Origin of the sequence: Allosphingosinicella sp., assembly GCF_036403745.1 — a bacterium.
Classification (GTDB): Bacteria; Pseudomonadota; Alphaproteobacteria; order Sphingomonadales; family Sphingomonadaceae; genus Allosphingosinicella.
In genome coordinates, this window is sequence record NZ_DASWQI010000026.1 from 22,198 (window position 1) to 47,367 (window position 25,170).

Sequence of the window (25,170 nt, forward strand, 5' to 3'; positions counted from 1 at the left end):
TTGGCGGAGAGAGTGGGATTCGAACCCACGGTGAGCTTGCACCCACGGCGGTTTTCAAGACCGCTGCCTTAAACCACTCGGCCATCTCTCCAGATGCGGCTGCCTTAGCTCCGCGCCGGCAAACGGCAAACCCCGGTTGCGGGGCGCACCCTATTTCGCCCGCTTGATGTAGCGCAGGTACAGGAGGGTCACCTCGAACAGCAGGCACAGGGGAATGGCCAGCATCAGCTGGCTCTGCACGTCGGGCGGCGCGAGGAGGGTGGAGATGAGGAAGGCGCCGGTGATCGCGTAGCGGCGGCCCTTCCTCAACTGCTCGACGGTGAGGACGCCCGACTGGACGAGCACCATCAGCAGGATCGGGAACAGGAAGGAGATGCCGAAGCCGAACATCATCTGCTTGGCGAAGGTCAGGTATTTGTGGACGTCCGGCGTCACCGACACCGGGATCACCGACTTCTTGTCGACGAGCGCGAACGGCCCGATCAGCAGTGCCCGGAGCGCATAGGGCATCAGGAAATAGCCCATCGCGACGCCCGCGGAGAACAGCACCGGGGTCGCGAACAGATAGGGCTTCAGCAGCTTGCGCTCCGAGCGGTAGAGGCCGGGCGCGACGAACAGCCAGAGCTGGTTGGCGATGAACGGGGAGCCGACGATCAACGCCGAATAGCTCGCCACCTCGACCTTCACCCAGAACTGCCCGGTGACTTCGGTGGTGATCAGCCGCGCATTGGCGCCGAGCGCGTCGTGGAGCGGCATCGTCATGATCTGGTAGAGACGATCGCTGATGAAAAAGGCGCCGATGAAGACCAGGATGAAGATGGCGATCGAGCGGATGAGGCGCGACCGCAGCTCCTCGAGGTGCGACAGGAGGGGGGCGCGCGATTCGTCGATCTCGCTCGGCGGGTCGCCCTCTTCGCTGCCGGCCTCGGCGGCGGTCACTGGCCGATCTCGGTCCGGGTCATCAGCAGCTTGCCGCCCTTGACCCCGAAGGCGAGGCGGCCCTCGACCAAGTCGAGCGCGTCGCGCCCGAATTCCTTGAACCGCCAGCCATTGAGGATGGCGAGCCCGTCGCGCTTGCCGGCGGCGAGCAGCTCCAGCTCCTCGGTGCGGGCGATGAGGCGGGCGGCGACATTGGTCTCGCGCGAGCGGATCTTGAGGAGGAGCTTGAGGAGATCGGCGACGAGGGCCCCTTCCTTGCCGAGGCCTGGACGGTCCTCGCGCGGCGGCAGCTCCTCGGCGCTGAGCGGCTTCGCCTGCGCCAGCGCCGCCATCAGCCGGCCGCCTATGTCGTTGCCGGCCCAGGCGGGGGAGAGGCCGCGGACCCGGGCGAGCGCATCCTGGCTCGTCGGCGGGTGGGAGGCGACGTCGGCGAGCGTCTCGTCCTTCATGATGCGGCCGCGGGGCAGGTTCTTCTGCCGCGCCTCCTGCTCGCGCCAGCCGGCGATGGCCCGCAAGCGCCCGAGCACGTCGGGCTTGCGGCTGGAGACGCGGACTCGCTTCCAGGCGAGAGCAGGATCGTTCTCGTAATTGGACGGGTCGGCGAGCCGCTCCATCTCCTCGTCGAGCCAGGCGCCGCGGCCGGTCTTGCGCAGCCGCTCCAGCATCTTGGGAAAGAGCGTGGCAAGATAGGTGACGTCGCCGATCGCATAGTCGATCTGGCGCTTGTCGAGCGGACGGCGGCCCCAGTCCGTGAAGCGGGCGCCCTTGTCCAACGTCTTGCCGATCAGGCTCTCGACCAGGTTCGAATAGCCGACCTGCTCGCCGAGACCCAAAGCCATCGCCGCGATCTGTGTGTCGAAGATCGGATGGGGGGTCTTGCCGGTGAGGTTGTAGATGATCTCGACGTCCTGGCCGCCGGCGTGGAACACCTTGAGCACGTCCTCATTGTCGACGAGGAGGTCGAGGAGGGGGGTCATGTCGAGCCCCTCGGCCTTCGGGTCGACCGCGGCGGCCTCCTCCTCGTCGCCGATCTGGATCAGGCACAGGTCCGGCCAATAGGTGTTCTCGCGCATGAACTCCGTATCCACCGCCACGAAGGGGGAGCGGGAGAGGCGTTCGCACAGGGAGTTAAGCGACTCGGTGTCGGTGATAAGCGGGTGAATGTTCATCGGCGGGGGCTATAGCGAGGGCCTCCGCGCTTGACAAAGCAAGCCTCCGCCGCGAAGCGCCGGGCCGTTCCTTTCACGAAAATAGCGACTTGCAAGGCGGCCCGGATGCACGCGTACAGGACCCACAATTGCGGCCAGCTCCGTAGCGACAACGTCGGCGAGACGGTGCGGCTGTCGGGCTGGATCCACCGGAAGCGCGACCATGGCGGCGTGCTGTTCGTCGACCTGCGCGACAATTTCGGGATCACGCAGATCGTCTGCAAGGCGGGCTCCGAGCCGCTGCGGGTGCTCGAGCATCTGCGGGCCGAGAGTGTGGTCACGGTGACGGGAACCGTCGTGTCCCGCGGGCCGGAAGCGCGAAACCCGAACCTTCCCACCGGAGAGATCGAGGTTCCCGCCGACACGGTCACGGTGCAATCCGCGGCCGAGGAGCTGCCGCTGCCGGTGGCGGGCGAGGCCGATTATCCCGAGGAGATTCGCCTCCGCTACCGCTATCTCGACCTGCGCCGCGAGCGCATCCACGCCAACATCATCCTCCGGTCCAACGTCATCTCCTCCATCCGGCGGCGCATGGTCGACAGCGGGTTCACCGAGTTCCAGACGCCGATCCTCACCGCTTCTTCGCCCGAGGGCGCCCGGGACTATCTGGTTCCCTCCCGAGTCTATCCGGGAAAGTTCTACGCGCTTCCGCAGGCGCCGCAGATGTTCAAGCAGCTGATCATGGTGGCGGGCTTCGACCGCTATTTCCAGATCGCCCCCTGCTTCCGCGACGAGGACGCCCGCGCCGACCGTTCGCCCGGCGAATTCTACCAGCTCGATTTCGAGATGAGCTATGTGACGCAAGAGGACGTGTTCCAGGCGATCGAGCCCGTCTTGGCCGGGGTCTTCCAGGAGTTCGCCAACGGCCGCTCCGTCACCCCCGCCGGTACCTTCCCGCGCATTCCCTACCGCGAGGCGATGCTGAAATACGGTTCGGACAAGCCGGACCTCAGGAACCCGATCCTCATCTCGGACGTGAGCGAGCATTTCCGCGGCTCGGGCTTCGGCCTCTTCGCCCGGATGGTGGAGGGCGGCAATGTCGTGCGCGCCATTCCGGCGCCGGGCACGGCGGGGCACAGCCGCAAATTCTTCGACGACATGAACGAATGGGCCCGCTCGGAAGGCCATGCAGGCCTCGGCTACATTACCCAGAAGGGCGGCGAGCTGGGCGGCCCGATCGCAAAAAACCATGGCGAGGAGGTGACGCGCAAGCTGGTCGCAGAGCTCGGCCTCGGCCCCGACGACGGCATCTTCTTCGCCGCCGGCAAGGAAGGGCAGGCGGCAAAGCTCGCCGGCGCGGCGCGGACGCGGGTCGCAGAACAGCTCGGGCTCATCGACGAGAATCGCTTCGATTTCTGCTGGATCGTCGACTTTCCGATGTTCGAATATGACGAGGAAGCGAAGAAGGTCGATTTCAGCCACAATCCCTTCTCGATGCCCCAGGGCGAGCTCGAGGCGCTGGAGACGAAGGACCCGCTCGATATCCTCGCCTACCAGTACGACATCGTCTGCAACGGCGTGGAGCTGTCCTCGGGCGCGATCCGCAACCACCGGCCGGACATCATGTACAAGGCGTTCGAGATCGCCGGTTACTCCAAGGCCGATGTCGACACGAACTTCTCCGGCATGATCAATGCCTTCAAATATGGCGCGCCGCCGCACGGCGGATCGGCACCGGGCATCGACCGCATCGTCATGCTGCTCGCCGGCGAGCCCAACATCCGCGAGGTCGTGCTCTTCCCGATGAACCAGCGGGCCGAGGATTTGATGATGGGCGCGCCGGGCGACGTCACCTTGAAGCAGCTGCGCGAGCTCCACATCCGCGTGGTCGAGCCGGCTGGGGCGGCGAAGAAGGACCCTGCGAAGGTGGTGGCGCCGGAATAGGGTTTTCCTCCCCATCGTCAGATGAGGAGGGGGACTACCAGAATGGTGGTGGAGGGGTAACTGGAGCAGGCCTCGTCAGTTACCCCTCCACCAAGCTACGCTTGGTCCCCCTCCCCGGCGGGGCCGGGGAGGCACTAGGAGCGACCATGACCCTCAACCTCTCCGACTACGAATCCGGCAAGAAATACAAAGGCGATTACGAAGCGGACCTGTGCGCGCTGCAGGAGCGGCTGTCGCACATCCTCGTCGCGCAAATGGTGCACGGCAAGAGCAGCCTCATCGTCTGCGAGGGGTGGGACGCGGCGGGGAAAGGCGGGGCGATCCAGCGCATCACCGGCCAATGGGACCCGCGCGCCTTCCGGGTCTGGCCGATCAAGGCGCCGACCGCGGAGGAGAAAGCGCGCCACTTCCTGTGGCGGTTCTGGAGCAAGATGCCGGGCGCCGGCCAGGTCGCGATCTTCGACCGCAGCTGGTATGGCCGGGTGCTGGTCGAGCGGGTCGAGGGCTTCGCCTCGGAGGCCGAATGGCGGCGCGGCTATGACGAGATCAACGAGTTCGAGGCCCAGCAGGCCTATGGCGGCACCGCCATCGTCAAATTGTTCTTCCACGTCACGCAGGAGACGCAGGACAAAAGGCTGGAAGCGCGCCTCGACCACCCGTGGAAGCGCTGGAAGGTCACCGCCGAGGATTTCCGCAACCGCGAGAAGCGCGACGATTATATCGCGGCGGTGAAGGACATGTTCTCCCATACCAACACGCCCTGGGCGCAGTGGACGATCATCGACGGCAACAACAAGAAGGCGGCTCGTATCGCCGCGCTCACGGCCGTTGCGGACGCGCTGGAGGCGGCGGTACCGATGGAGCCGCCCAAGGCCGATCCCGAGGTCGAGGCATTGGCGAAGAAGGCTTTCGGCGCCTAGCCCGTCATCCCGGCGGAAGCCGGGATCTCCAAGAGACCCACTGTGCCTCTCCGTCACGAGGTCCCGGCTTTCGCCGGGACGACGGTTCAACTCGGGCGGTTCCGGCTTTTCCCGGCATGACGGCTTAGTCAGGGTAGCGGATCGCGACCACTTCCAGCTCCCGTTCGCCGGCCGGCAGCGTCACGCGCCCACGTCGCCCACCGCGGCGCCGCGGATGGCGCGGGCGATGGGGGAGGTCCAGGCGATGCGGCCGTTGCCGGCGTCGGTCTCGTCCTCGCCGACCAAAGTGACAATGCGCTCCTTGTCCTCCTCGTCGACCAGGGTGACGATGGCGCCGAAGAAGACCTTGGCGCGGTCCGGCTGCTGCGCGGGATCGACGACCTGCGCCGCCTTCATCCGCTTCGAGAGCCAGCCGATCCGGCGGTCGATCTCGCCCAGCCGCTTGCGGCCGTAAATATAGTCGCCATTCTCGGAGCGGTCGCCGTTGCCGGCGGCCCAGCTGATCGTCTCGACCAGCTTCGGCCGCTCGCCGCCGAACAATTGCTCATATTCCTCGCGCAGGCGCCGGTAGCCGTCGGGCGTGATGGTGTTCGGGCGGTCGTTCACTGCGCCGGGGCGGGCGCGGCGGAGGAATAGACCGGGGCCGGTGCGCTGAACGAGCGGCCGAGATAGTAAGACAGGCGCCCGCTGGTGCCGCCGCCCTGCGCCGCGAACGTGTCGTAGACGACGGTGTTCTCGAGCACGCGCTGGACGTAATTGCGGGTTTCCTGGAATGGGATCTCCTCGATCCACTTCACCATGTCGGCGCCGGGCAGGCGGGGGTCGCCATTCTGTGCCACCCATTTGCGGACGTTGCCGGCGCCCGCATTGTAGCTCGCCACCGCCAGCGGCACGCTGCCGCCCCATTGGTCGAGCAGGGTCGAGAAATAAGCGGTGCCCAGCGTCATGTTGTAGCTCGGATCGCTGGTGAGACGCGAGCGTGTGTAGCCCATGCCCATCTTGCGCGCCGTCTCGTTGGCGGTGCCGGGCATCAGCTGCATCATGCCGAGCGCGCCGGCGCCGCTTACCGCCGCGCGGTCGAACGAGCTTTCCTGCCGGGTGATACCGTGGGCGATCGACCAGTAGCGCCCGAATCCCGGCGAGAGGGTGACGTCGGGGAAGGCGGGACGGGCATAGAAAGTGGCGCCGCGGTTGCGCGCTTCGCGGGCAACCCACACGCCGAGGTCGGGGCGTCCCATCGACCGGCCGAGTTCGCCGCCGAGGATGCGGTCGCTGTCCGTCGCGGCATTCTGAGCGATGGCGCGGACGAACAGGGTCTGGTCGCCATAACGGCCCATCTGCCCTAGCGCACGGGCCGCCTGGACGAGGCTGCGATTCTGGAACTGCGCGCGTGTGCCGGGGTCGATCGCCGAGAGCTGCTGCTCGGGCGGTGGGATCGGGCGGCCGAGTTTCTCGATGGCGAGTTGGCCGTAGAAGAGATCTGGGGCGGACGCCGCCTCGCGGAAATAGCCTTCGCCGGTCGCGCTGTCGCCGGAAGCCTGCGCCGCGCGACCGGCCCAGTAGAAGCCCTTGGCCCGCGTCTGCTGCGAGCGGGCACCTCCGGCGTAGCGCAGGAACAGCTTGAGCGCGTCCGCTGGCCGGCCGAGCTTGTTCATCGCAACATAGCCGCCGAGCCAGGCGAGGCTCGTATAATCGTCGCGCTCGCCATAGGGCCGCTCGCTGACGTCGGTGCCGGGAGCGTAGGCGTCGTCGAGCTTCGAGGCGATATCGTAGGCTGTGCTCCACTGCCGGTCCGCCGCCGCCTCCCGGGCGAGGGTCAGCATCGTCTCGAACCATTTCTCCGGCACCGCCGGCCGCACCGTCAGCGGCGGTCGGTTGGCGAGCAGGGCGCGGGCGGCATTGGCCTGCTGGGCGTTGCGCAGCCAATTGACCTTGTCGCGCAGCAGCCCGGCGTTCGAGCCGGCGTCGGCGGGGAGGGCGGCAAGGCGGGTGCCGGCGTCGCTCGCGTTCGTCTGGAGCGCCAGACGGGCATCGAACAGCGGGCGCATTGCCGGCGTGGCGAGGGGGAGCATCCGCTGCGCCGCCTGACGATCGCCGTTCGAAAGCAGGGCGTCGATGCGCGCGTCATGATCCGCGGGGGTCAGGGAACCACCGAACAGGGTGAGGATGCGGCTCTCGTCGTTCTGGGGGAGGGCCCCCCCGACCCACGCCCGCCGCGCCGCCGCCCGCGCCTGGTCCTGCTGGCCCGTGGCGTAGAGGGCGAAGGCGTAGCGGGCCTCGCCGACCGTCGTCGTCGGGGGGAAGACGCGGAAGAAGCTCACCACCTGTCCGGCGCTGTCGCCGTCGGAGTTGATCGCCTTTTCCGCCGCTTTCCTGAGCCCCGATTCGCCGGGCCAGCCCTGGTGGCTCATCAGGAAGGTCGCGTAGGAGGAGAAGCTGTTGCCGTCGCTCTGGCGCAGCGTGTTCCATTGGCTGAGCGCCGAGGCGACGGCGGGGGAGACGCCGTAGGCGGGGGCTTCCGGAGCGATCGGAAGGGCCGGATTGCCGGTCGGTGCGACGATAGACTGCATCGCGGCGGGAAGGACGCTCGCGATCTTCAGATTGTGGACGCCGGCCGTCACCGCGGCGAGCGAGCCTGCCGACACCCCGAGCAATCCGATCGTCAACAGCTTCCTGTGCATGCTGGACAGAATGGCGGAACCCTCCTTATCAGCCCCTGAACGGCGCTCCGGCTTCACAAACGATCATTGCACAACGCCGCTCCCAGTGAAGGAGAGAAATGATGTTTCGCGGGTCGATCCCGGCTCTGGTGACGCCGTTTCGCGACGAAGCGTTGGACGAGGGCGCCTACGCCGATTTCGTCGCCTGGCAGATTGCCGAGGGAAGCCATGGCCTCGTTCCGGCGGGAACGACCGGCGAATCGGCGACCCTGCGGCCCGAGGAGCACCGGCGGGTGATCGAGATCTGCGTCAAGGCTGCGGCGGGGAAGGTGCCGGTGATCGCCGGCTGCGGCTCGAACGACACCGCCCATGCCATTGCGCTGACCAAGGTCGCCAAGGAATGCGGCGCCGACGCCGCGCTCCACGTCCCGCCTTATTACAATCGCCCAAACCAGGAGGGCATTTACGCCCACCTCGCAGCGATTGCGGCGGCGGTGGACATCCCGGTCGTCCTCTACAACGTGCCGTCGCGGACGATAACGGACATCTCCGTCGAGACGATGGCGCGGCTGGCGAGTATCGCCAACGTGGTGGCGGTCAAGGACGCCACCGGCAACCTCGCCCGCGTCACCGCCCAGCGCCTCGCCTGCGGGGAGCACTTCATCCAGCTCTCAGGCAATGACGACATGGCTTTGGGCTTCATCGCGATGGGTGGGCGGGGCTGCATATCGGTGACCGCGAACGTGGCGCCGAAGCTCTGCGCGGACTTCGAAAACGCCTGCTTATCAGGGAATTGGGATGAGGCCCTGAGACTTCAGGACAAGCTCTACCCCCTCCACGCCGCCCTGTTCAGCGACGCTTCGCCGGGGCCCGTGAAATACGCGCTCAACAAGGTCCGTCCGCAATTCCCGGCGACGCCGCGCCTACCGCTGACGCCGCCGTCGCAGGCGAGCCGCCGCGCCGTGGACGCCGCCCTGGAGCATGCGGGCCTCATCTAGTCCTCTCCGCCCTGCAAAAGCACGGGAGGGCGAGTCCTTGCCTTCCCCTTCCGCGCACCCCTCTCTATGTCCGCCCCATGGCCCGTCCGCGTCCCATCCCGTTCGACAAGCAGAAGATCGTCGCCGAGAACCGGCGCGCGCGCTACGATTATGCCATCGAGGACAAATATGAGGCGGGGATCGCGCTGACCGGGACCGAGGTGAAGTCGCTCCGCTTCGGCGAGGGCTCGATCGCCGAGAGCTATGCCGAGGTGAAGGAAGGGGAGGTGTGGCTGATCAACGCCAACATCCCCGAGTTCAGCCACGGCAACCGCTTCAACCATGAGCCCAAGCGGCCGCGGAAGCTCCTCCTCACGGCACGTGAGATCAACAAGATGTTCGGCGCGGTGATGCGGCAGGGCATGACCCTGGTGCCGCTCTCCATCTACTTCAACGGCCGCGGCCGGGCAAAGGTCGAGCTCGCCATCGCCAAGGGGCGCAAGGCCCACGACAAGCGCGAGCACGAGAAGGAAAAGGACTGGAAGAAGGAGCAGGGCCGCCTCCTGCGCCAGCATGGTTGAGCCGGGGGGCGAAGCCGGCAGTGCCGGTCCAGATCAGGGGGGGAAGAAGCAGGGCTGGCTGCGGAGCCACCTGCCGACCCGGGAGACGATCGACAGCTACCGCCTGCTGCGACCGTTCGCGAAGCGGCTGCGGCATCCCAGCCTCTGGCACATGAACCACCGCTCGGTGCCCCGCGCCGTGTCGCTGGGGCTCGGCGTCGGCGTGATCATGCCGTTCATGCACATCCCGCTCGCCGCCATGCTCGCGATTCCGGCGCGAGCCAACGTGATGATTGCGGCGGCGACGACCCTCGTGGTCAATCCGCTCACCATCCCGCCCATGTATTATGCCGCCTACCGGATCGGGAAATGGGAGCTGCGCCACGACGCCGGGGTGATCGATCCGCAGGCGGCGGCGCAGGCCGGCGGCGAGCTCGGCAGGATGCTGTTCTGGGCCCATCATGCCTCGGGGCCGATCGCGCTCGGGATCCTTACGCTCTCGGCTTCGGCGGCGACGCTTGGCTACCTCGTCTCCGCCCTCCTGTGGCGGCAGCGCGTCCGCGCGAAATGGCGCCGGCGGCATCGCGCCGTCTCAGCCTGACATAGATTTGAAACCCCGGGCGGCCCTGCTAAGAGCACCGCCATCCTCTCCAGCGGAGTTCTTACCGGCCATGCGCAAGCGCCTTCTCCTCGCCCTCGCCGCTTCCACCGTCACCGCCGCCGCCGCTTACGCCGCCGCGCCGCCCGCCAGCCCGGCGGCGGCCGTCAACAACGGCCGTCCCGAGCTCGGCACCTTCGGCTTTGACGAAGCCGGCATGGACCGGTCCGTGGCGCCGGGCGACAATTTCTACGGCTTCGCGAACGGCAATTGGGCGCGGACCACGCCGATCCCGCAGGATAAGTCGAGCTACGGCATGTTCACCCGCCTGGACGACATATCGCGCAGCCGCACGCGCGAAATCCTCGAGGAGGCGAAGAACGACCCGAACAGCAAGATCGGCAATGCGTATGCGAGCTATCTCGACACCGCCGCCATCGAGGCGAAGGGCCTGGCGCCGTTCAACCCCTGGCTGAACCGCGTCCGCGCGCTCTCCTCGAAGGAGGGCTATGCCGCGCTCGTCGCCGAAGCCGATCGCAACGGCATCGGGGGCCCTGTCGGCGCCGGCGTCGGCCAGGACGACAAGGAGCCGAACCAATATGTGCTCGGGCTCGGCCAGGCGGGCCTCGGTATGCCCGACCGCGATTATTACCTGAAGGACGACCCCAAGCTCGTCGCCACCCGCAACGCCTATCGCCAGCACCTCGAGAAGGTGCTGACGCTGGCCGGGGAGATGGACGCCGCGGCCCGCGCCGAAGGGATCCTCGGCTACGAGACGCAGATCGCCAAGGCGCATTGGGACCGGGTCGAGAGTCGCGACGCGACCAAGACCTACAACAAGATGGCGACGGCGCAGCTCATCAAGGAGGCGCCGGGCTTCGACTTCGCCGCTTACTTCCGCGGCATCGGCACGCCGGTGAACACGGTCGTGGTCGCCCAGCCGAGCGCCATCCACGGCATCGCGGCGGCGGTCGCTGCGGCGCCGCTCCAGGTGCTCAAGGACCAGATGCTGGTCCGCTCGCTGGACGCCTATGCGGCCTATCTGCCCAAGGCGTTCGACGACGAGCGCTTCGCTTTCTACGGCACGGTGCTCTCGGGCACACCCCAGCAGGAGCTGCGCTGGAAGCGGGCGGTGAGCTTCACCAGCCGCACCCTCTCCGACGAGGTCAGCAAGATCTACGTCGCCCGCTATTTCCCGCCCGCCACGAAGGCGGCGGCCGACCGGCTGGTGAAGAACATCATCGCCGCAATGAACCGGCGCATCGACAAGCTTGAGTGGATGAGTCCTGCCACGAAGACGGCGGCCCACGCCAAGCTCGCCGCCTTCACGCCCAAGATCGGCTATCCGAGCCGCTGGCGCGATTTTTCGGGGCTGCAGATTCGCCGCGACGACGTGCTCGGCAACGCCATGCGCGCCTCGCAATTCGAGCATGCCTACAACGTCAACAAGCTCGGCAAGCCGATCTATCGCTGGGAATGGGGCATGACCCCGATGACGATCAACGCCTACGCCAATTTCGGCATGGTCGAGATCGTCTTCCCGGCGGCGATCCTGCAGCCGCCCTTCTTCGATCCCAATGCCGACGACGCGGTCAATTACGGCGGCATCGGCGCGGTCATCGGCCACGAGCTCAGCCACCATTTCGACGACCAGGGCGCGAAGTATAACCGCGAGGGCCGGCTGATCGACTGGTGGACGCCGGCCGACGTCAGCGCGTTCAACTCCCGCCTCGACGCGCTCGAGGCCGAGTATAACGCCTACGAGCCGCTGCCGGGGCTGCATGTGAAGGGCCGGCTGACGATGGGCGAGAACGTCGCCGATCTCGCGGGCCTCACCGTCGCCTACGACGCGTATCACGCGTCGCTGGGCCGGCGGACGCCCAAGGTGATCGACGGCTTCACCGGCGACCAGCGTTTCTATCTCGGCTGGGCGCAGGTGTGGCGGATCAACTGGCGCGAGGCGGCGCTGCGCCAGCGCCTCCTCACCGACCCGCACTCGCCGGGCGAGCAGCGCGCCGCCGTCGTGCGCAACCTGGATCCCTGGTATGCGGCGTTCAACCCGACCCCGGGCCAGAAGCTCTATCTGACGCCGCAGCAGCGCGTCCGCATCTGGTAAGGTGGCGAGCGCGGCGCCGGCAGCGGCGGGGCGCGGCGGCCTCGCAATCGCCCTGGTGGCGCTCGCCGCGGCCGCCTCGGCCGCGTTGCTGTTCGTCGCCCTGCCGAGCCCGGTGGTCGCCGCCGCCTTTTTCGCCGGCGTGCTGGCCCTGGGGGTGTCGCTCGCGCTGACCGGGCGGGGGTCGGGGGCTACGGCCGCAGCCGGGGTGGGCGAGCCCGCTCTGGACCTCGCGCTGCTGCGGGCCGCGCTCGATGCTTCGGCCGAGCCTGCAGCGGTCACCGATCTCGACGGCCGTCTAATCGCGGCCAACGAGGGAGCGGCCGACCTCCTCGACGGCGACTTCTCCGGGGCGATCGAGGCCGCACGGCGGGACGGCAGCGCCACTCTGGAGCGAGACGGCCGCACCGTCGAACTCCGGCGCGCCGGTGCGGGCGGGGACCGGCTGGTCTGGCGCTTCACCCGCAGCGAGGCTCCGGACGCCGCCGCGGAGGCGCGGGCGCTCACCGCCGGCGGCCCGGGAGACCGGTTCGGCGCGGCGGGGATCATGACCGCCCTCGTCGATGCGGCCGGGAACCTCCTCGCGGCCAACCGCGCCTTTCTCGCTCGCGCCTTTCTCGAAAGCGAGACGGCGCCGCAAGGGGCGCCGCTGATCGACCTGCTCGCGCTCGGCGAGGACGGCCGCATCAGCTTCGCGCGCGAGGGCAAGGAGGCCGGCGCGCTTCGCCTCGTTCAGATTTCGTCCGGTGCGGCGGAGGGGGAGGGACCGATCCTGTTCTTCCTGCTCGACGAACTCGGCACCGTCGGCGGCTCCTCGGGCGCGAACCTCAACGCATTGGTCGAAATCCTGCCCATCGGCCTCGCCCTCGTCGATCGCGACGGCCGATTCCTCTATCTGAACGGTGCCTTCCGCCGGGCCGCCGGCCTGTCGCGCAACGCCGCGCCCGCATGGCCGAGCGACCTCGTCGTCGACGAAGACAAGGCCGCGGTCGCCGACCAGGTCCGCCGCTTCGCCCGCGGGCCGACCATGTCCGGCGACATTGCCGTGCGTCTGAAGGCGCGCCCGGAGGAGCCGGTGGCGCTCACCGTGGCGGGCGCGCGCGGGCTGGGCGAGGCGGCGGTGCTGCTGTCGATGAAGGACAATAGCGAGGAGGACCGCCTCAAGCGTCAGGTCGCGCAGGCGACCAAGATGCAGGCGGTCGGCCAGCTCGCCGGGGGCGTCGCCCACGATTTCAACAACATTTTGACCGCCATCATCGGTCATTGCGACCTCATGCTGATGCGCCACGCACCCGGCGACAGCGACTATGACGACATCCAGCAGATCCGCTCCAATTCGAACCGCGCCGCCAGCCTCACGCGCCAGCTCCTCGCCTTCTCGCGCCAGCAGACGCTGCGGCCGCAAGTCCTCCAGCTTCCCGACGTTATCGCCGAGGTCTCCACCCTGCTGAAGCGCCTGCTCGGCGAGCATGTCGCCCTGCAGGTGAAGCACGGCCGCAGCCTGGGTGCGGTGCGCGCCGATCCCGGGCAGCTCGAGCAGGTCATCGTCAACCTCGCCGTCAACGGCCGCGACGCCATCCTCGCCAAGGATCCGAACGGCAGCGGCACGCTCACCCTCCACACCTTCTCGGTCAGCGCCGAGGACGTGCGGCGGATGGGGAGCGAGATCCTTCCCATCGCGGATTATACGGCGCTCCGCGTCAGCGACACCGGCACCGGCATCCCGCCCAACCTCCTGCCGAAGATCTTCGAGCCGTTCTTCACCACCAAGGAGGTGGGGAAGGGGACGGGCCTCGGGCTCTCCACCGTCTACGGCATCGTCAAGCAATCGGGCGGCTTCGTCTTCGCCGAGAGCAAGCCGGGCGAGGGGACCAGCTTCACCCTCTATTTCCCCGTCCATCGCGCCGAGGCGCCGGCCAAGGCCCCGCGCAAGAAGCAGACGGCGGGCGAATTGTGGGGGACGGGCACGATCCTCCTCGTCGAGGACGAGGCGACGGTGCGCGCGGTCGCCGAGCGGGCGCTGACCCGCAACGGCTATACGGTGCTGACGGCGGAGAATGGCGAGGCGGCGCTCGAAATCCTCGGCCGCGAGACCGGGATCGACCTCATGATCTCGGACGTGGTGATGCCGACGATGGACGGGCCGACCACCGCCCGCGAGGCGCGCAAGACGCACCCCGACCTGCCGATCCTCTTCATCTCCGGCTACGCGGAGGAGCAGCTGCGGGCGTCGATCGACCTCGACCGTGTCGCCTTCCTTGCCAAGCCGTTCAGCGTCCAGGCGCTCGCCGAGGCCGCGCGCGACGCGCTGGCGATGAAAGCCTCAGCGGCGCCCTGAGAGCCAGGTTGTGAGCGCCTTCGCCTGGGCGGGCGTGAAGCGGAGGCCGAGCTTGGTGCGGCGCCACAGCACATCCTCCGCCGTTCGGGCGAACTCTCGCTCGACCAGCCAGCGTACTTCCGCTTCGTACAGGCCTGCGCCGAAGTGGCGGCCGAGGTTCGCGAGCCTGTCGGCGTCGCCCAGGAGGTCCTTCAGGCGTGTTCCGTACGCTTTGGACAGGCGGTCGACCATCGGCAGCGGCATCCATTCCATGAGGGTGCGCAGCCAATCGACATACGCCGGGTACAGATCGCCGCCCGGCAGCATCATCCAGCCGGTCGAACGGCGGCCGTCGATCCTGAGCATGTCGACCGCATGGGCGGCGAGGGCCCGGGCGGTGGTGATCTTGCCGCCGAAGACGGAGAGGAGAGGTGCGCCGGCCGTGGAGCTGAGCTCCAGATGATAGTCCCTGGTGACGGCGCGGGCGGCGCCGTGGCCGTCGTCGTGGAGCGCCCGCACGCCAGAGTAGGACCAGACCACGTCCGCCGACACCACCTGCTTCCGGAAGTAGCGGTCGGCCGCCTCGCAAAGATATCGGATTTCGTCCGGGGTGATCGCCGCACCCTCGGGCCTCGACACCTCGACGTCGGTGGTGCCGATGAGGGTGTAATCGTCCTGGAAGGGCAGGGCGAAGACGACCCGCCGGTCCGCCTGCTGGAGGATGTACGCCTGTTCGCCGTCCCAGAGGCGTGGCACGATGATGTGGCTTCCCTTGACGAGACGGGCGCGGCTGTCGCTGCGCTCGCCGAGGCGCGCGAGGAGTTCCGCGACCCATGGGCCTGCGGCGTTGACGAGCGCCTTCGCCTCGACCGTGCGGCCGCCGCTCAGCTCCGCCGCCCAGGCGCCTCCGTGGCGGCGGGCGGAGAGAAGCTCCGTGCGCGTGGTAATCTCGGCCCCCGCCTCGGCCGCGGCCACGGCGTTCAGCACCGTGAGCCGCGAATCGTCGACCCAGGCGTCCCAATAGGAAAGGAGGCGGCGGCGGTCCGCCAGAGGGGCCTGGAGCGCCGCCTCCCGCCCCGTCACCCGGCGCGAGCGGGGCAGGCTGCGGCGCAGCGACAGCGCATCGTAGAGGAGCAGCCCCGCGCGGACCATCCAGTGCGGTCGCATCCCCGGGCAGTGCGGGAGGACGAACCGAAGCGGCCGGACGATGTGCGGCGCCGTCTTCAGCAGGATCTCACGCTCCCGCAGCGATTCGCGCACCAGGCGGATCTGACCCAGCTCGAGGTATCGAAGGCCGCCGTGGATCAGCTTGGACGAGGCCGAACTTGTGTGGGCCGCGAGATCGTCCTTCTCGATCAGCAGCACTTTCGCACCGCGGATCGCAGCGTCGCGGGCGATGGCGGCGCCGTTGATGCCGCCGCCGACGATGAGGAGGTCGTAGCTGTCCACGGCGCCACCCTAGTTCATTCCGGCCAAGGCTGGAATCCATGCAGAGACCGTGTCACCAAAGCGCATGGATGAAACTCTGCTCGTCATCGACGAAGGCACCACCAGCACGCGAGCGATGCTCTTCGCCGCGGACGGCACCTGCCTCGCCGTCGAGCAGCGGGCGCTGACGCAGAGCTATCCGCAGCCGGGCTGGGTCGAGCATGACGCGGAGGAGATCTGGCGGGAGAGCCTCGCCTGCGCGCGCGCCGTTGCCGCCGGTAGCGACACGATCGCCGGGATCGGCATCGCCAACCAGCGCGAGACCGTGGTGTTCTGGAGCCGGCGCACCGGCAAGCCGCTGGCGCCGGCGATCGTCTGGCAGGACCGCCGCACCGCCGACGCCTGCCTCCGCCTCAAGGAGGAGGGGCGGGAATCGTTGGTCCACGCACGGACCGGCTTGCTTCTCGACCCCTATTTCAGCGCATCGAAGACCGCCTGGGCGCTAGAGCACTGGCCGCAGCTCAAGGAGGCGGGCGCCGACCTCTGCATCGGCACGGTCGAGAGCTGGCTGGTCTTCCGCTTGAGCGGCGGGCTCCACGTCACCGACGCCACCAACGCCTCGCGCACCGCGTTGATGGGGCTTGAGAGCGGCTGGGACGATGAACTGATCGCGATGTGGGGCGTGCCGCGAGCGGCGCTACCGGAGATCGTCGACTGCGCGGGCGATTTCGGTACCTCCCTCGCCGAGCATTTCGGACGGACGTTGCCGATCTGCGGGATGGCGGGCGACCAGCAGGCGGCATCGATCGGACAAGCGTGTTTTACGGCCGGCGACACCAAGGCAACCTACGGCACGGGCGCGTTCGTCCTCACCAACACGGGTGCTGTACCGCGTCCAAGCGCGCACCGCTTGCTTTCCACCGTCGCGTGGCAGTTGGGAGGTAGTCGGAGCTATGCCCTGGAAGGCTCTGTTTTCGTTGCAGGTGCGCTCATCAAATGGTTGCGCGACGATCTTGGCCTGATCGCCTCCGCAGAGGAGAGTGAAGTGCTTGCGCGCTCGGTCGAGGACTGCGGAGGGGTGCACATCGTGCCGGCCCACTCCGGGCTCGGCGCCCCCCATTGGCGGGCCGACGCCCGCGGCGCCATCTCCGGCCTCAGCCTCTCCACCGGCCGCGCCCACATCGTCCGCGCCGCGCTCGAGGCCATGGTCCACCAGACGCATGATCTGATGACCGCGTTCGCCGCCGATGGCGCTCAGTGGGAGGTGCTTCGTATCGATGGCGGCATGGCGTCAAATACCTGGCTCGCCCAGGATCTGGCGGATGTCCTCGGCCTGCCGGTGGAGCGGCCGTCCTATGTGGAGACCACGGCGCTCGGCGCGGCGATGCTGGCGGGCGTCGGGTGCGGGATGTTTGCCTCGCTGGAGGAGGCCGCCTCGATGCGGGGGGCAGTCGAGCGGTTCACCCCTGAGGCGGCGACTCGCGGTCGTATCGCGGGGTGGCACGCCGCGCTCGCCAGCGTGCTGCGCTGAGCGTTGCTAAGGCATATCGTTCGGAATAGAAATTTTCCCAGCGGCCGCCCGAGCCGCAATAAAGGGGATGATCATGAGGAAGATTGCGATTGCCGCGGCCGCCATGGCCGCGATCGCCGTACCCGCCACGGCCAAGGATCTCGCCGGCGTCAGGACCTTGCCGAACGAACTCACCATCTATCACGACAAGGCTTACAGCGGCGAGAGCTACGACGTCCGCAAAGCCAATTCGAACCTCGAGTTGCGCTGGGATGCGGGCAGCCTCTCGCTGCAGCCGGGCGATGTCTGGGAGGTCTGCGGCAACGCGATGTTCAAGAATTGCGTGACGGTCAGCCAGAGCGTCGCCGATGTCTCCACCATCGGCATCGTCGGCGAGATCAAGTCGGCGCGGCTGAAAAAGAAGGACAAGTGACGCCCGCCCCCCGGCGCTGACGCATTCTTAAAACCTTGCGGGCTATGCGGCGGGCATGGTCCAACATGTCCACCTGATCGCCGCCGCGCGTCCCAATTTCATGAAGGTCGCGCCGCTCTGGCGCGCGCTCGCCGCGGCGCCGGATTTCGAGCCGGTGCTGGTCCACACCGGCCAGCATTACGACGCCAACATGTCCGACGCCTTTTTCAAGGATCTCGGCCTGCCGGAGCCGAAGCATCATCTCGGCGTCGGGTCTGGAAGCCATGCCGAGCAGACCGGCGGCGTTATGATCGCGTACGAGAAGGTCGCGCTAAGTAACCGTCCCGACTGGCTGATCGTCGTCGGCGACGTCAATTCCACCGCCGCCTGCGCCCAGGTCGGCACGAAGCTCGGCATTCCCGTGGTGCACCTCGAGGCCGGGCTGCGCAGCCGCGACCGCGCCATGCCGGAGGAACTGAATCGCCTGGTCACCGACGTCCTGTCCGATGTCCTTTGGACGCCGTCGACGGATGCCGACGAGAATCTGCGGGCGGAGGGCATCGCCGACACGCGCATCACGCGCGTCGGCAACATCATGATCGACAGTTTCGAGCTGGTCCGTCCGGCGATCGAGACGGCGGGCGTCCCCGAAGCCTTCGGCCTTCCCCGCGGCGGCTACGGCGTGGTCACGCTGCATCGGCCGTCCAACGTCGACGAGCCCGCGCAGCTGCTGCGGCTGGTCGACGTCCTCATCGAGGCGCAGCGGAGGCTGCCGCTCGTCTTTCCGGTCCACCCGCGCACGGCGAAGCGGCTCGGGGCCGGGCTGTTCGAAAGCCGCCTGCTGCGTGCCGGCGTCAGGCTGGTCGAGCCGCTGCCTTATGTCCGCTTCATGAGCCTGGTGACCGGGGCGGCGGCCGCCATCACCGATTCGGGCGGCATCCAGGAAGAGACGACCTATCTCGGCATTCCCTGCCTGACGCTGCGCGAGAATACCGAACGGCCGGTGACGATCAGCGAGGGCAGCAACCGGCTGACCGCCCCCGAAACCCTGCTGCTCGACCTCGAAAAGGCGCTGACGGCGCCGCGAGCCGTCCGGCGGCCGGCGCTTTGGGACGGGAAGACGGCCGGCCGCTGCGTCGAAGACCTCCGCCGGCGGTCCGGGCCGGTGCGGCTACCCATGTCGCCGCGGGATCCCCGGGAGCTCGGCCGCCTTCACGCGACCGACCGCCGTGTCAGCGGGCGGTCCAGCTATCGTCGATCATCTTGATGATGCCGGAGAAATCCTTGCCGCCGCCGCCCAGCGACTCGGCAAAGCGAGTGTAGAGCTCCTCGGCCGCGGCGCCCATCGGCGTATAGCTGTCGACGCTTTGCGCCGCTTCCATCGCCAGCCGCAGGTCCTTCAGCATCAGGGCCGCCGCAAAGCCGCCTTCATAGTCGCGGTCAGCCGGGGTGACGGGGCCGACCCCGGGAAGGGGGCAATAGGTGGTCATCGACCAGCATTGGCCCGAAGCCTTCGACGCGATGTCGAAGAATGTCTGTGCGTCGAGCCCGAGCTTCTGGGCGAGGATGAAGGTTTCGCAGGTCGCGACCATCGAGGCGCCGAGCAGCATGTTGTTGCAGATCTTCGCCCCCTGGCCGGCGCCGCCGGCACCGGCGTGGATCACCGCCTTGCCCATCTGATCGAGATACGGCCGCGCCGCTTCGAAGGCTTCGTCGGCCCCGCCGACCATGAAGGTGAGGGTGCCGGCGTCGGCCGCGGCGATGCCGCCCGAAACGGGCGCGTCGACCATGCGGTATCCCGCGCTCTCCGCCTTCGCGATCTCCTCCCGCGCGGTGGCGACGTCGATGGTCGAGCAGTCGATGAGGATGGCGCTGGCCGGCGCCTTGCCGATGACGCTGGTCTCATAGACCTCGCGGACGTGCTTCCCTGCAGGGAGCATGGTCACTACCGCCTCGGCATCCTTCACCGCCTCCTCCGCCGAAGCGGCGCGGGTGCAGCCATTCCCCTCCGCCTTGGCGAGCGCCGCCTCGGAAAGGTCGAACGACGTAACGGCGTGCCCCGCCTTTGCGAGGTTCGCGGCCATCCCGCCGCCCATGTTGCCGAGACCGATAAATGCTACGCGTGCCATTGTTCTACCCCGTCATGCCGGACCGATGGGACCCTATCAAAGTGGTACTTTGACGGGGCCCGATCCGGCATCCATGAACACCGGCGGCTCCGAACTTCAACTTCCATGTTCATGGATCCTGACTTTCGTCAGGATGACGTCACCGCCCCGTCCAAGCCGCTTTACGCTTGTCGACGAAGGCGGCCATGCCTTCCTTCTGGTCCTCGGTGCCGAACAGGCCGTGGAACAGCCGGCGCTCGAAGACGATGCCTTGGGCGAGACCCATTTCGAAGGCGGCGTTGACCATCTCCTTGGTGGCGATTGCGGCGAGCGGCGCCATGCCTGCGATCGCCTCCGCCGCCTTCAGCGCCTCGTCGACCAGGCCCGCCGCCGGTACCACGCGGGCGACGAGGCCGGCGCGCTCCGCTTCCTCCGCGCCCATGTTGCGGCCGGTAAGGCACATTTCCATCGCCTTTGCCTTGCCGATCGCGCGGGTGAGGCGCTGGGAGCCGCCCATGCCCGGCGTGACGCCGAGCCGGATCTCGGGCTGTCCGAACTGGGCGGTGTCGGCGGCGATGATGAAGTCTGCCATCATCGCCACCTCGCACCCGCCGCCCAGAGCGTAGCCGGCGACCGCGGCGATCCACGGCTTGCGGGTCGCCGTCACCTTCTCCCAGCCTGCGAAGAAGTTGGAGGCGTACATCTGCGCGAAGCCCTGGCTCGACATTTCCTTGATGTCGGCGCCCGCCGCGAACGCACGCTCGCTCCCCGTCAGCACGGCGCAGCGCTGGCTGTCGTCGGCGTCATAAGCGGCGAAGGCGGTGATCAACTCGCCGAGCACCGCCGTGTTGAGCGCATTCAGCGCCTTGGGCCGATTGAGCGTGATCAATGTCACCGCCCCGCGCTGCTCCACCAGGATGTTTTCGTAGGTCATAACGGCGTCCACTCCTCTCCCTCGGGCATCGGCGCGAAGATGGTGTCGATCAAATGCTGGGTGACCGCTTCCGGGGTCGGCGGGGCCCAGACGGGGGCGCTGTCCTTGTCGACGAGCAGGGCGCGGACGCCCTCGACGAAATCGTGCCGCTGAACGACCCGCGATGCGACCGCATATTCCTGCCGCATCTCGTCGGCAAAGGCCTGCATCAGACCGCCATTGTGGAGCAGACGGAGCGAGACCTTACAGGCCTGCGGGCTCTTGCTGCTCAGCGTCTCGAGCTGGCTCTTCGCCCACTCGGAGCCGTCCGCCTCCAACGCGGCGAGCACGTCCTCATAATCTTCGGCGGCGAACAGGCGATCGATGTCGCACTGGTGCGCCGTGATTTTTGCCTCCGGCGCCGGCGCAGACGCCTCTTCGAGCAGCGCCTCGATCCGCTGCGGATCGGCGGCGATGCGGGCCTTCAAGTCTTCGAGCCCGAGCGACGGCACGTAGTGGGTGGCAAGGCCGAGGGCGAGGCATTCGGCGCCGTCGAGCCGGGCGCCGGTCAGCGCCAGATATTGGCCGACGCGCCCCGGAAGCCGTGACAGGTACCAACCGCCGCCGACATCCGGGAACAGGCCGATCGCCGTCTCGGGCATGGCGAACCGGGTATTCTCCGTCGCGACGCGATACTTGCACGGCTGCGAAATGCCGACACCGCCGCCCATCGTAATGCCGTCCATGAAGGCGAGCGTCGGCTTGGCGTAGGTGAAGAGGAGATGATTGAGGCGATATTCCTCGAAGAAGAAAGCCCGCGCCTCGCTGCCGTCGCCGGCGCCGCTGCGCGCCAGCATCACCACGTCCCCGCCGGCGCAGAAGCCGCGCCCCTCGGCATGATCGAGCATCACCGCCTCGACCTCCGGTCGCTCCCGCCACTCGAGGAGCGCCGCGATCATCGCCGAGCACATGTCGCGGGTGAGCGCGTGGATCGCCTTCGGACGATCGAGGCGGAGGCGGCCGACCTTGTGGTCGGTGAGGGTGAGGACGTCGCTCACTTTCCCCTCCCCCTGAGGGGGAGGGCAGGGTGGGGGTTCACGGCGTGGGCGGAAGATCTCGGCTTCCGTACCCCCTCACCCCTGCCCCTCTCCCCTCGGGAGAGGGGAAATGCAGACAAAAGGATCACTGGCGGAGCATGTCCCGTGCGACGATCACGCGCATGATCTGGTTGGTGCCTTCGAGGATCGAGTGGACGCGAAGGTCGCGCCAGAAGCGCTCGATCGGGTAATCCTGAAGGTAGCCGTAGCCGCCGTGGAGCTGCAGGGCGCGGTCCACCACGGACGAGCCGGTGTCGGTGGCCAGGCGCTTGGCCATGGCGGCGAAGCGCGTCTTGTCGGGCGCATTCTCCGTTACCTTCACCGCCGCCGCGTAGAGGAGGGTGCGGGCGGCCTGCAGCTCGGTCTCCATGTCGGCGAGGGTGAACTGGGTCGCCTGGAAGTCGGCGATGGCCTGGCCGAACTGCTTCCTGTCCTTGGTGTACTTCACCGCCTCGTCGAGGCAGCGCTGCGCCCCGCCGAGCGAGCAGGCGCCGATGTTGAGGCGGCCGCCGTCCAACCCCATCATCGCGATGCGGAAGCCCTCGCCCTCGGCGCCGACCAGATTCTCCGCCGGCACCCTCACCTCGTCGAAATTAACCTGCGCCGTCGGCTGGGAGTGCCAGCCGAGCTTCTTCTCCTGCGCGCCGAAGCTGACGCCGGGCATGTCCTTCTCGACGACGAGGCAGGAAATGCCCTTCGGCCCTTCCTGCCCGGTGCGGGCCATGACGACGTAGATCTCGTTCTCGCCGCCGCCGGAGATGAAGGCCTTGGAGCCGGAGACGACGTAGGCGTCGCCGTCCTTCACCGCCTTGGTCTTGAGCGCGGCGGCATCGGAGCCGGAGGAAGGCTCGGTGAGGCAGTAGGAGCCCATCCGCTCCATCGTCACGAGGCTGGGAAGGTATTTCTCCTTCACCGCTGTCGAGCCGAAGCGGTCGATCATCCAGCTCGCCATATTGTGGATCGAGATGAACGCAGAGGTGGAGGGGCAGCCGTAGGCCATCGCCTCCATGATCAACGCCGCCTCGAGCCGCCCGAGGCCGATGCCGCCGCTCTCCTCGCTGACGTAGATCGAGCCGAAGCCGAGCTCGGCCGCTGCACGGATCGTGTCGCGCGGGAAGATGTGCTTCTCGTCCCACTCGGCGGCATGGGGCGTGATCGCGTCGGCGGTGAAGGCCTGGGCCATCTCCTGGATCTGGCGCTGCTCGTCGGTGAGATCGTACTGGCTCATGGGGCAGGGGCCTTGTGAAGAACCTCGGTCGCGAAGGCGGCGGCGATCCACTCCTGCTGGAAAGCCGGGTTGTAAATCTCGCGCACCGGGACGCCGCGGGCGTCCGCCATGGCTCCGATCTGCCCCATCGGGAGTCGGATAGAGTTCGGCTCCTCCCGCGCGATCGCATCGGCGAAGGCCTGGTCGGCGGTGACGATCTCCCAGCCATCCGCCTTGAGGGCGCGGATCGCATCGGCGACGAACAGCGCCTCGACGTCGGTCTCGTGCATCAGCATGACCTGAATGGGCGAGCGGCCGAGCGCCTTCCTCGCCAGCGCGTCCGAAAAGTCGGCGGAGCCGACGACGGTGCGGACGTAGAGGTCGCGCAGCGCCTTCATGTCGATCGGCTGCGCCGCCCGCTTCGCCTCGACGGTGAGCTGCTCCATCAGCCAGTCGTTGCTGTCGGAGGTGATGTAGCCGTTGTGAAGGCCGCGCGCGCGGAGCGCTGCGCGCAGCGCGTCGCGCTTGGCGATGTCGCTCCCCCCCTCGTCGAGGAACGGATAGCGATACCAGGGGCGGAAGCCGGGCCGGCCCTTCAGCCAGGCAGCGCCCCGGTCGAGATCCGCGATATAGGCGTCGGCGGTGAGCTGCGAGAGATGCTGGTGGCTGTAGCTGTGGTTGGCGATGACGTGGCCTGCGCGCACGTAAGCCGCGATCCGCTCGGCGCCGGCCTGGCCCGAAGGTCCCTCGATACCGCTTGGATTGACGAAGAAGGCGGCCTGCCGGACGCCGCCCCGGCGCAACGCCTCGATCAGCCGCCGCGTCCGCTCATCGGGCGTCATGAAGGCCCCGGGCATTCGGGGCACGTCGTCGAAGGTGAGCGCGATTCGCTTGTGCTCGGGCGCGGCGTGCGCCGCTGTGGCGACCAGCGGGACGAGGAGGAGGGCGAGGAGCGTGCGGATAAGCCTCATCGCCTCAACCCATGGTCGGGATGACGAAGGCGTTCTCGCCCGTCACAGAGCCGTCGGGCCAGCGCTGGGTGATCTTCTTGACCTTGGTCCAGAAGCGCACGCCCTCCGGCCCGTGCTGGTCGATGTCGCCGAAGCCGGAGCGCTTCCAGCCGCCGAACGTATGGTAGGCGACCGGCACCGGGATCGGCACGTTGATGCCGACCATGCCGACATTGACGCGGGCGGCGAATTCGCGGGCGGCGTGGCCGTTGCGGGTGAAGATGGCGACGCCGTTGCCATACTGATGGTCGGACGGGAGGCGGACGGCGTCCTCGAAGCTGTCGGCGCGGACCATCTGCAGGACGGGGCCGAAAATCTCCTCCTGGTAGGAGCGGAAATCAGGCTTCACATGGTCGAAGAAGGTCGGGCCGATGAAGAAGCCTTCCTCATGGCCCTGGAGCGTGAAGCCGCGCCCGTCGACGACCAGCTCGCCGCCCTCGTCGGCGCACATCTGGATATAGCTCTCGATCCGCTCGCGGTGGGCGGCGTTGATAACCGGCCCGTAATGCGCCTCGGCATCGGTCGAGACGCCGACCCTCAGGCCTTCGATCGCCGGAATGAGCTTGGCGCGCAGATCGTTCGCCGTCTTCTCGCCAACCGGAACGACGACCGGCAGCGCCATGCAGCGCTCGCCGGCCGAGCCGAAGGCGGCGCCGGTCAGGTCGTTCACCACCTGGTCGAGGTCGGCGTCCGGCATGACGATGCCGTGGTTCTTTGCCCCGCCGAAGGCCTGCACCCGCTTCCCGTTGGCGGTGCCGCGGCCGTAGATATATTGGGCGATGTCGGAGGAACCGACGAAGCTGATCGCGTGGATCTCCGGGTGGTCGAGGATCGCGTCGACCATCTCCTTGTCGCCGTGGACGACCTGGAGGATGCCGTCGGGCAGCCCCGCTTCCTTCATCAGCTCGGCAAGGCGCACCGGCACCGACGGGTCGCGCTCGGAGGGTTTCAGGATGAAGGCGTTGCCGCAGGCGATGGCGACGCCGAACATCCACATCGGGATCATCGCCGGGAAGTTGAACGGGGTGATGCCGCAGACCAGGCCGAGCGGCTGGCGCATCGAATAGACGTCGATGCCGGGGCCGGCCCCTTGCGTATATTCGCCCTTCAGCGCGTGCGGGATGCCGCAGGCATATTCGATCACCTCGAGGCCGCGCTGGATGTCGCCGCGCGCATAGATATACTGGGCGATGTCGGAGGAGCCGACGAAGCTGATCGCCTTGATCTCGTCATGGTCGAGGATCGCATCAACCATCTCCTTGTCGCCATGAACAACCTGGAGGATACCGTCCGGCAGGCCGGCTTCCTT

Annotated in this window: 20 protein-coding genes, 1 tRNA gene and 1 pseudogene; 10 read left to right on the plus strand and 12 right to left on the minus strand. The window is 67.9% G+C overall.

The window, feature by feature from the left end; translation table 11 throughout:
• Nucleotide 1: 1 nt before the first annotated feature.
• The 3 genes from VGC56_RS02890 to rnd form a co-directional block, all read right to left on the minus strand.
• Nucleotides 2–91, minus strand: a tRNA-Ser gene (locus VGC56_RS02890).
• A 59-nt stretch (nucleotides 92–150) separates the two neighbouring features.
• Nucleotides 151–939 carry a twin-arginine translocase subunit TatC gene (gene tatC / locus VGC56_RS02895; protein WP_464123166.1) on the minus strand — a complete coding sequence of 263 codons (789 nt, stop codon included), beginning with the start codon at nucleotides 937–939 and terminating at the stop codon, nucleotides 151–153.
• The gene (gene rnd, locus VGC56_RS02900) at nucleotides 936–2,108 is read right to left on the minus strand and encodes a ribonuclease D (protein WP_464123168.1); all 1,173 of its coding nucleotides are present in this window, start codon (nucleotides 2,106–2,108) and stop codon (nucleotides 936–938) included. The genes tatC and rnd overlap by 4 nt, the downstream gene beginning before the upstream one ends.
• Before the next feature lie 105 nt (nucleotides 2,109–2,213).
• Between rnd and aspS the strand changes: the two genes are divergently transcribed.
• Nucleotides 2,214–4,031 carry an aspartate--tRNA ligase gene (aspS, locus tag VGC56_RS02905; protein ID WP_464123170.1) on the plus strand — a complete coding sequence of 606 codons (1,818 nt, stop codon included), beginning with the start codon at nucleotides 2,214–2,216 and terminating at the stop codon, nucleotides 4,029–4,031.
• Between the two features lie 146 nt (nucleotides 4,032–4,177).
• Nucleotides 4,178–4,951 (plus strand): polyphosphate kinase 2 family protein, encoded by a 774-nt coding sequence (locus VGC56_RS02910; RefSeq protein WP_464123171.1) that lies wholly within the window; start codon nucleotides 4,178–4,180, stop codon nucleotides 4,949–4,951.
• 124 nt (nucleotides 4,952–5,075) lie between these two features.
• Here VGC56_RS02910 and greB read toward each other — a convergent pair.
• Together greB and VGC56_RS02920 are read right to left on the minus strand one after the other, a co-directional pair.
• A pseudogene (gene greB / locus VGC56_RS02915) lies at nucleotides 5,076–5,557 on the minus strand (transcription elongation factor GreB).
• Entirely contained in the window at nucleotides 5,554–7,632 is a 2,079-nt protein-coding gene (locus tag VGC56_RS02920) for a lytic transglycosylase domain-containing protein (RefSeq protein WP_464123174.1), read from the minus strand. Before VGC56_RS02920 ends, greB begins: the two are co-directional and overlap by 4 nt.
• Before the next feature lie 101 nt (nucleotides 7,633–7,733).
• On the opposite strand from VGC56_RS02920, the gene dapA reads away from it, so the two are divergent.
• The 5 genes from dapA (at nucleotide 7,734) to VGC56_RS02945 (ending at nucleotide 14,197) form a co-directional block, all read left to right on the plus strand.
• Nucleotides 7,734–8,609 carry a 4-hydroxy-tetrahydrodipicolinate synthase gene (gene dapA / locus VGC56_RS02925; RefSeq protein ID WP_464123205.1) on the plus strand — a complete coding sequence of 292 codons (876 nt, stop codon included), beginning with the start codon at nucleotides 7,734–7,736 and terminating at the stop codon, nucleotides 8,607–8,609.
• A gap of 77 nt (nucleotides 8,610–8,686) precedes the next feature.
• Entirely contained in the window at nucleotides 8,687–9,169 is a 483-nt protein-coding gene (smpB, locus tag VGC56_RS02930) for an SsrA-binding protein SmpB (RefSeq protein WP_464123176.1), read from the plus strand.
• Nucleotides 9,162–9,749: a DUF2062 domain-containing protein gene (locus VGC56_RS02935; protein WP_464123178.1), complete on the plus strand. Its 588-nt coding sequence runs from the start codon at nucleotides 9,162–9,164 to the stop codon at nucleotides 9,747–9,749. The genes smpB and VGC56_RS02935 overlap by 8 nt, the downstream gene beginning before the upstream one ends.
• A 70-nt stretch (nucleotides 9,750–9,819) precedes the next feature.
• Nucleotides 9,820–11,862, plus strand: a complete 2,043-nt coding sequence (locus VGC56_RS02940; protein WP_464123181.1) for a M13 family metallopeptidase — start codon at nucleotides 9,820–9,822, stop codon at nucleotides 11,860–11,862.
• A gap of 1 nt (nucleotide 11,863) precedes the next feature.
• Nucleotides 11,864–14,197, plus strand: coding sequence for a hybrid sensor histidine kinase/response regulator (locus VGC56_RS02945; RefSeq protein ID WP_464123183.1), 2,334 nt, complete (start codon nucleotides 11,864–11,866; stop codon nucleotides 14,195–14,197).
• On the opposite strand, the gene glpD is transcribed toward VGC56_RS02945, so the two are convergent.
• A complete protein-coding gene (glpD, locus tag VGC56_RS02950; protein WP_464123185.1) occupies nucleotides 14,183–15,625 on the minus strand; it encodes a glycerol-3-phosphate dehydrogenase in 1,443 nt (480 codons plus the stop codon). The genes VGC56_RS02945 and glpD overlap by 15 nt on opposite strands.
• Before the next feature lie 64 nt (nucleotides 15,626–15,689).
• Between glpD and VGC56_RS02955 the strand changes: the two genes are divergently transcribed.
• From VGC56_RS02955 to wecB, 3 genes are all read left to right on the plus strand, one after another.
• Complete coding sequence (locus VGC56_RS02955; protein ID WP_464123186.1) at nucleotides 15,690–17,135, plus strand: FGGY family carbohydrate kinase; 1,446 nt, start codon at nucleotides 15,690–15,692, stop codon at nucleotides 17,133–17,135.
• A 73-nt stretch (nucleotides 17,136–17,208) separates the two neighbouring features.
• Nucleotides 17,209–17,547 (plus strand): hypothetical protein, encoded by a 339-nt coding sequence (locus VGC56_RS02960; protein ID WP_464123188.1) that lies wholly within the window; start codon nucleotides 17,209–17,211, stop codon nucleotides 17,545–17,547.
• 55 nt (nucleotides 17,548–17,602) lie between these two features.
• Nucleotides 17,603–18,793, plus strand: coding sequence for a non-hydrolyzing UDP-N-acetylglucosamine 2-epimerase (wecB, locus tag VGC56_RS02965; protein WP_464123190.1), 1,191 nt, complete (start codon nucleotides 17,603–17,605; stop codon nucleotides 18,791–18,793).
• On the opposite strand, the gene mmsB is transcribed toward wecB, so the two are convergent.
• The 6 genes from mmsB to VGC56_RS02995 form a co-directional block, all read right to left on the minus strand.
• Nucleotides 18,759–19,655, minus strand: a complete 897-nt coding sequence (gene mmsB / locus VGC56_RS02970; RefSeq protein ID WP_464123191.1) for a 3-hydroxyisobutyrate dehydrogenase — start codon at nucleotides 19,653–19,655, stop codon at nucleotides 18,759–18,761. The genes wecB and mmsB overlap by 35 nt on opposite strands.
• Before the next feature lie 139 nt (nucleotides 19,656–19,794).
• Entirely contained in the window at nucleotides 19,795–20,568 is a 774-nt protein-coding gene (locus VGC56_RS02975; RefSeq protein WP_464123193.1) for an enoyl-CoA hydratase, read from the minus strand.
• The gene (locus tag VGC56_RS02980; protein WP_464123194.1) at nucleotides 20,565–21,605 is read right to left on the minus strand and encodes an enoyl-CoA hydratase/isomerase family protein; all 1,041 of its coding nucleotides are present in this window, start codon (nucleotides 21,603–21,605) and stop codon (nucleotides 20,565–20,567) included. Before VGC56_RS02980 ends, VGC56_RS02975 begins: the two co-directional genes overlap by 4 nt.
• Nucleotides 21,606–21,729: 124 nt before the next feature.
• Complete coding sequence (locus tag VGC56_RS02985; RefSeq protein WP_464123196.1) at nucleotides 21,730–22,872, minus strand: acyl-CoA dehydrogenase family protein; 1,143 nt, start codon at nucleotides 22,870–22,872, stop codon at nucleotides 21,730–21,732.
• On the minus strand, nucleotides 22,869–23,822 hold the full coding sequence (locus VGC56_RS02990; RefSeq protein ID WP_464123198.1) for a polysaccharide deacetylase family protein: 954 nt from the start codon (nucleotides 23,820–23,822) through the stop codon (nucleotides 22,869–22,871). Before VGC56_RS02990 ends, VGC56_RS02985 begins: the two co-directional genes overlap by 4 nt.
• Before the next feature lie 4 nt (nucleotides 23,823–23,826).
• The coding region (locus tag VGC56_RS02995) for a CoA-acylating methylmalonate-semialdehyde dehydrogenase (RefSeq protein ID WP_464123200.1) at nucleotides 23,827–25,170 on the minus strand (1,344 nt) is incomplete at its 5' end.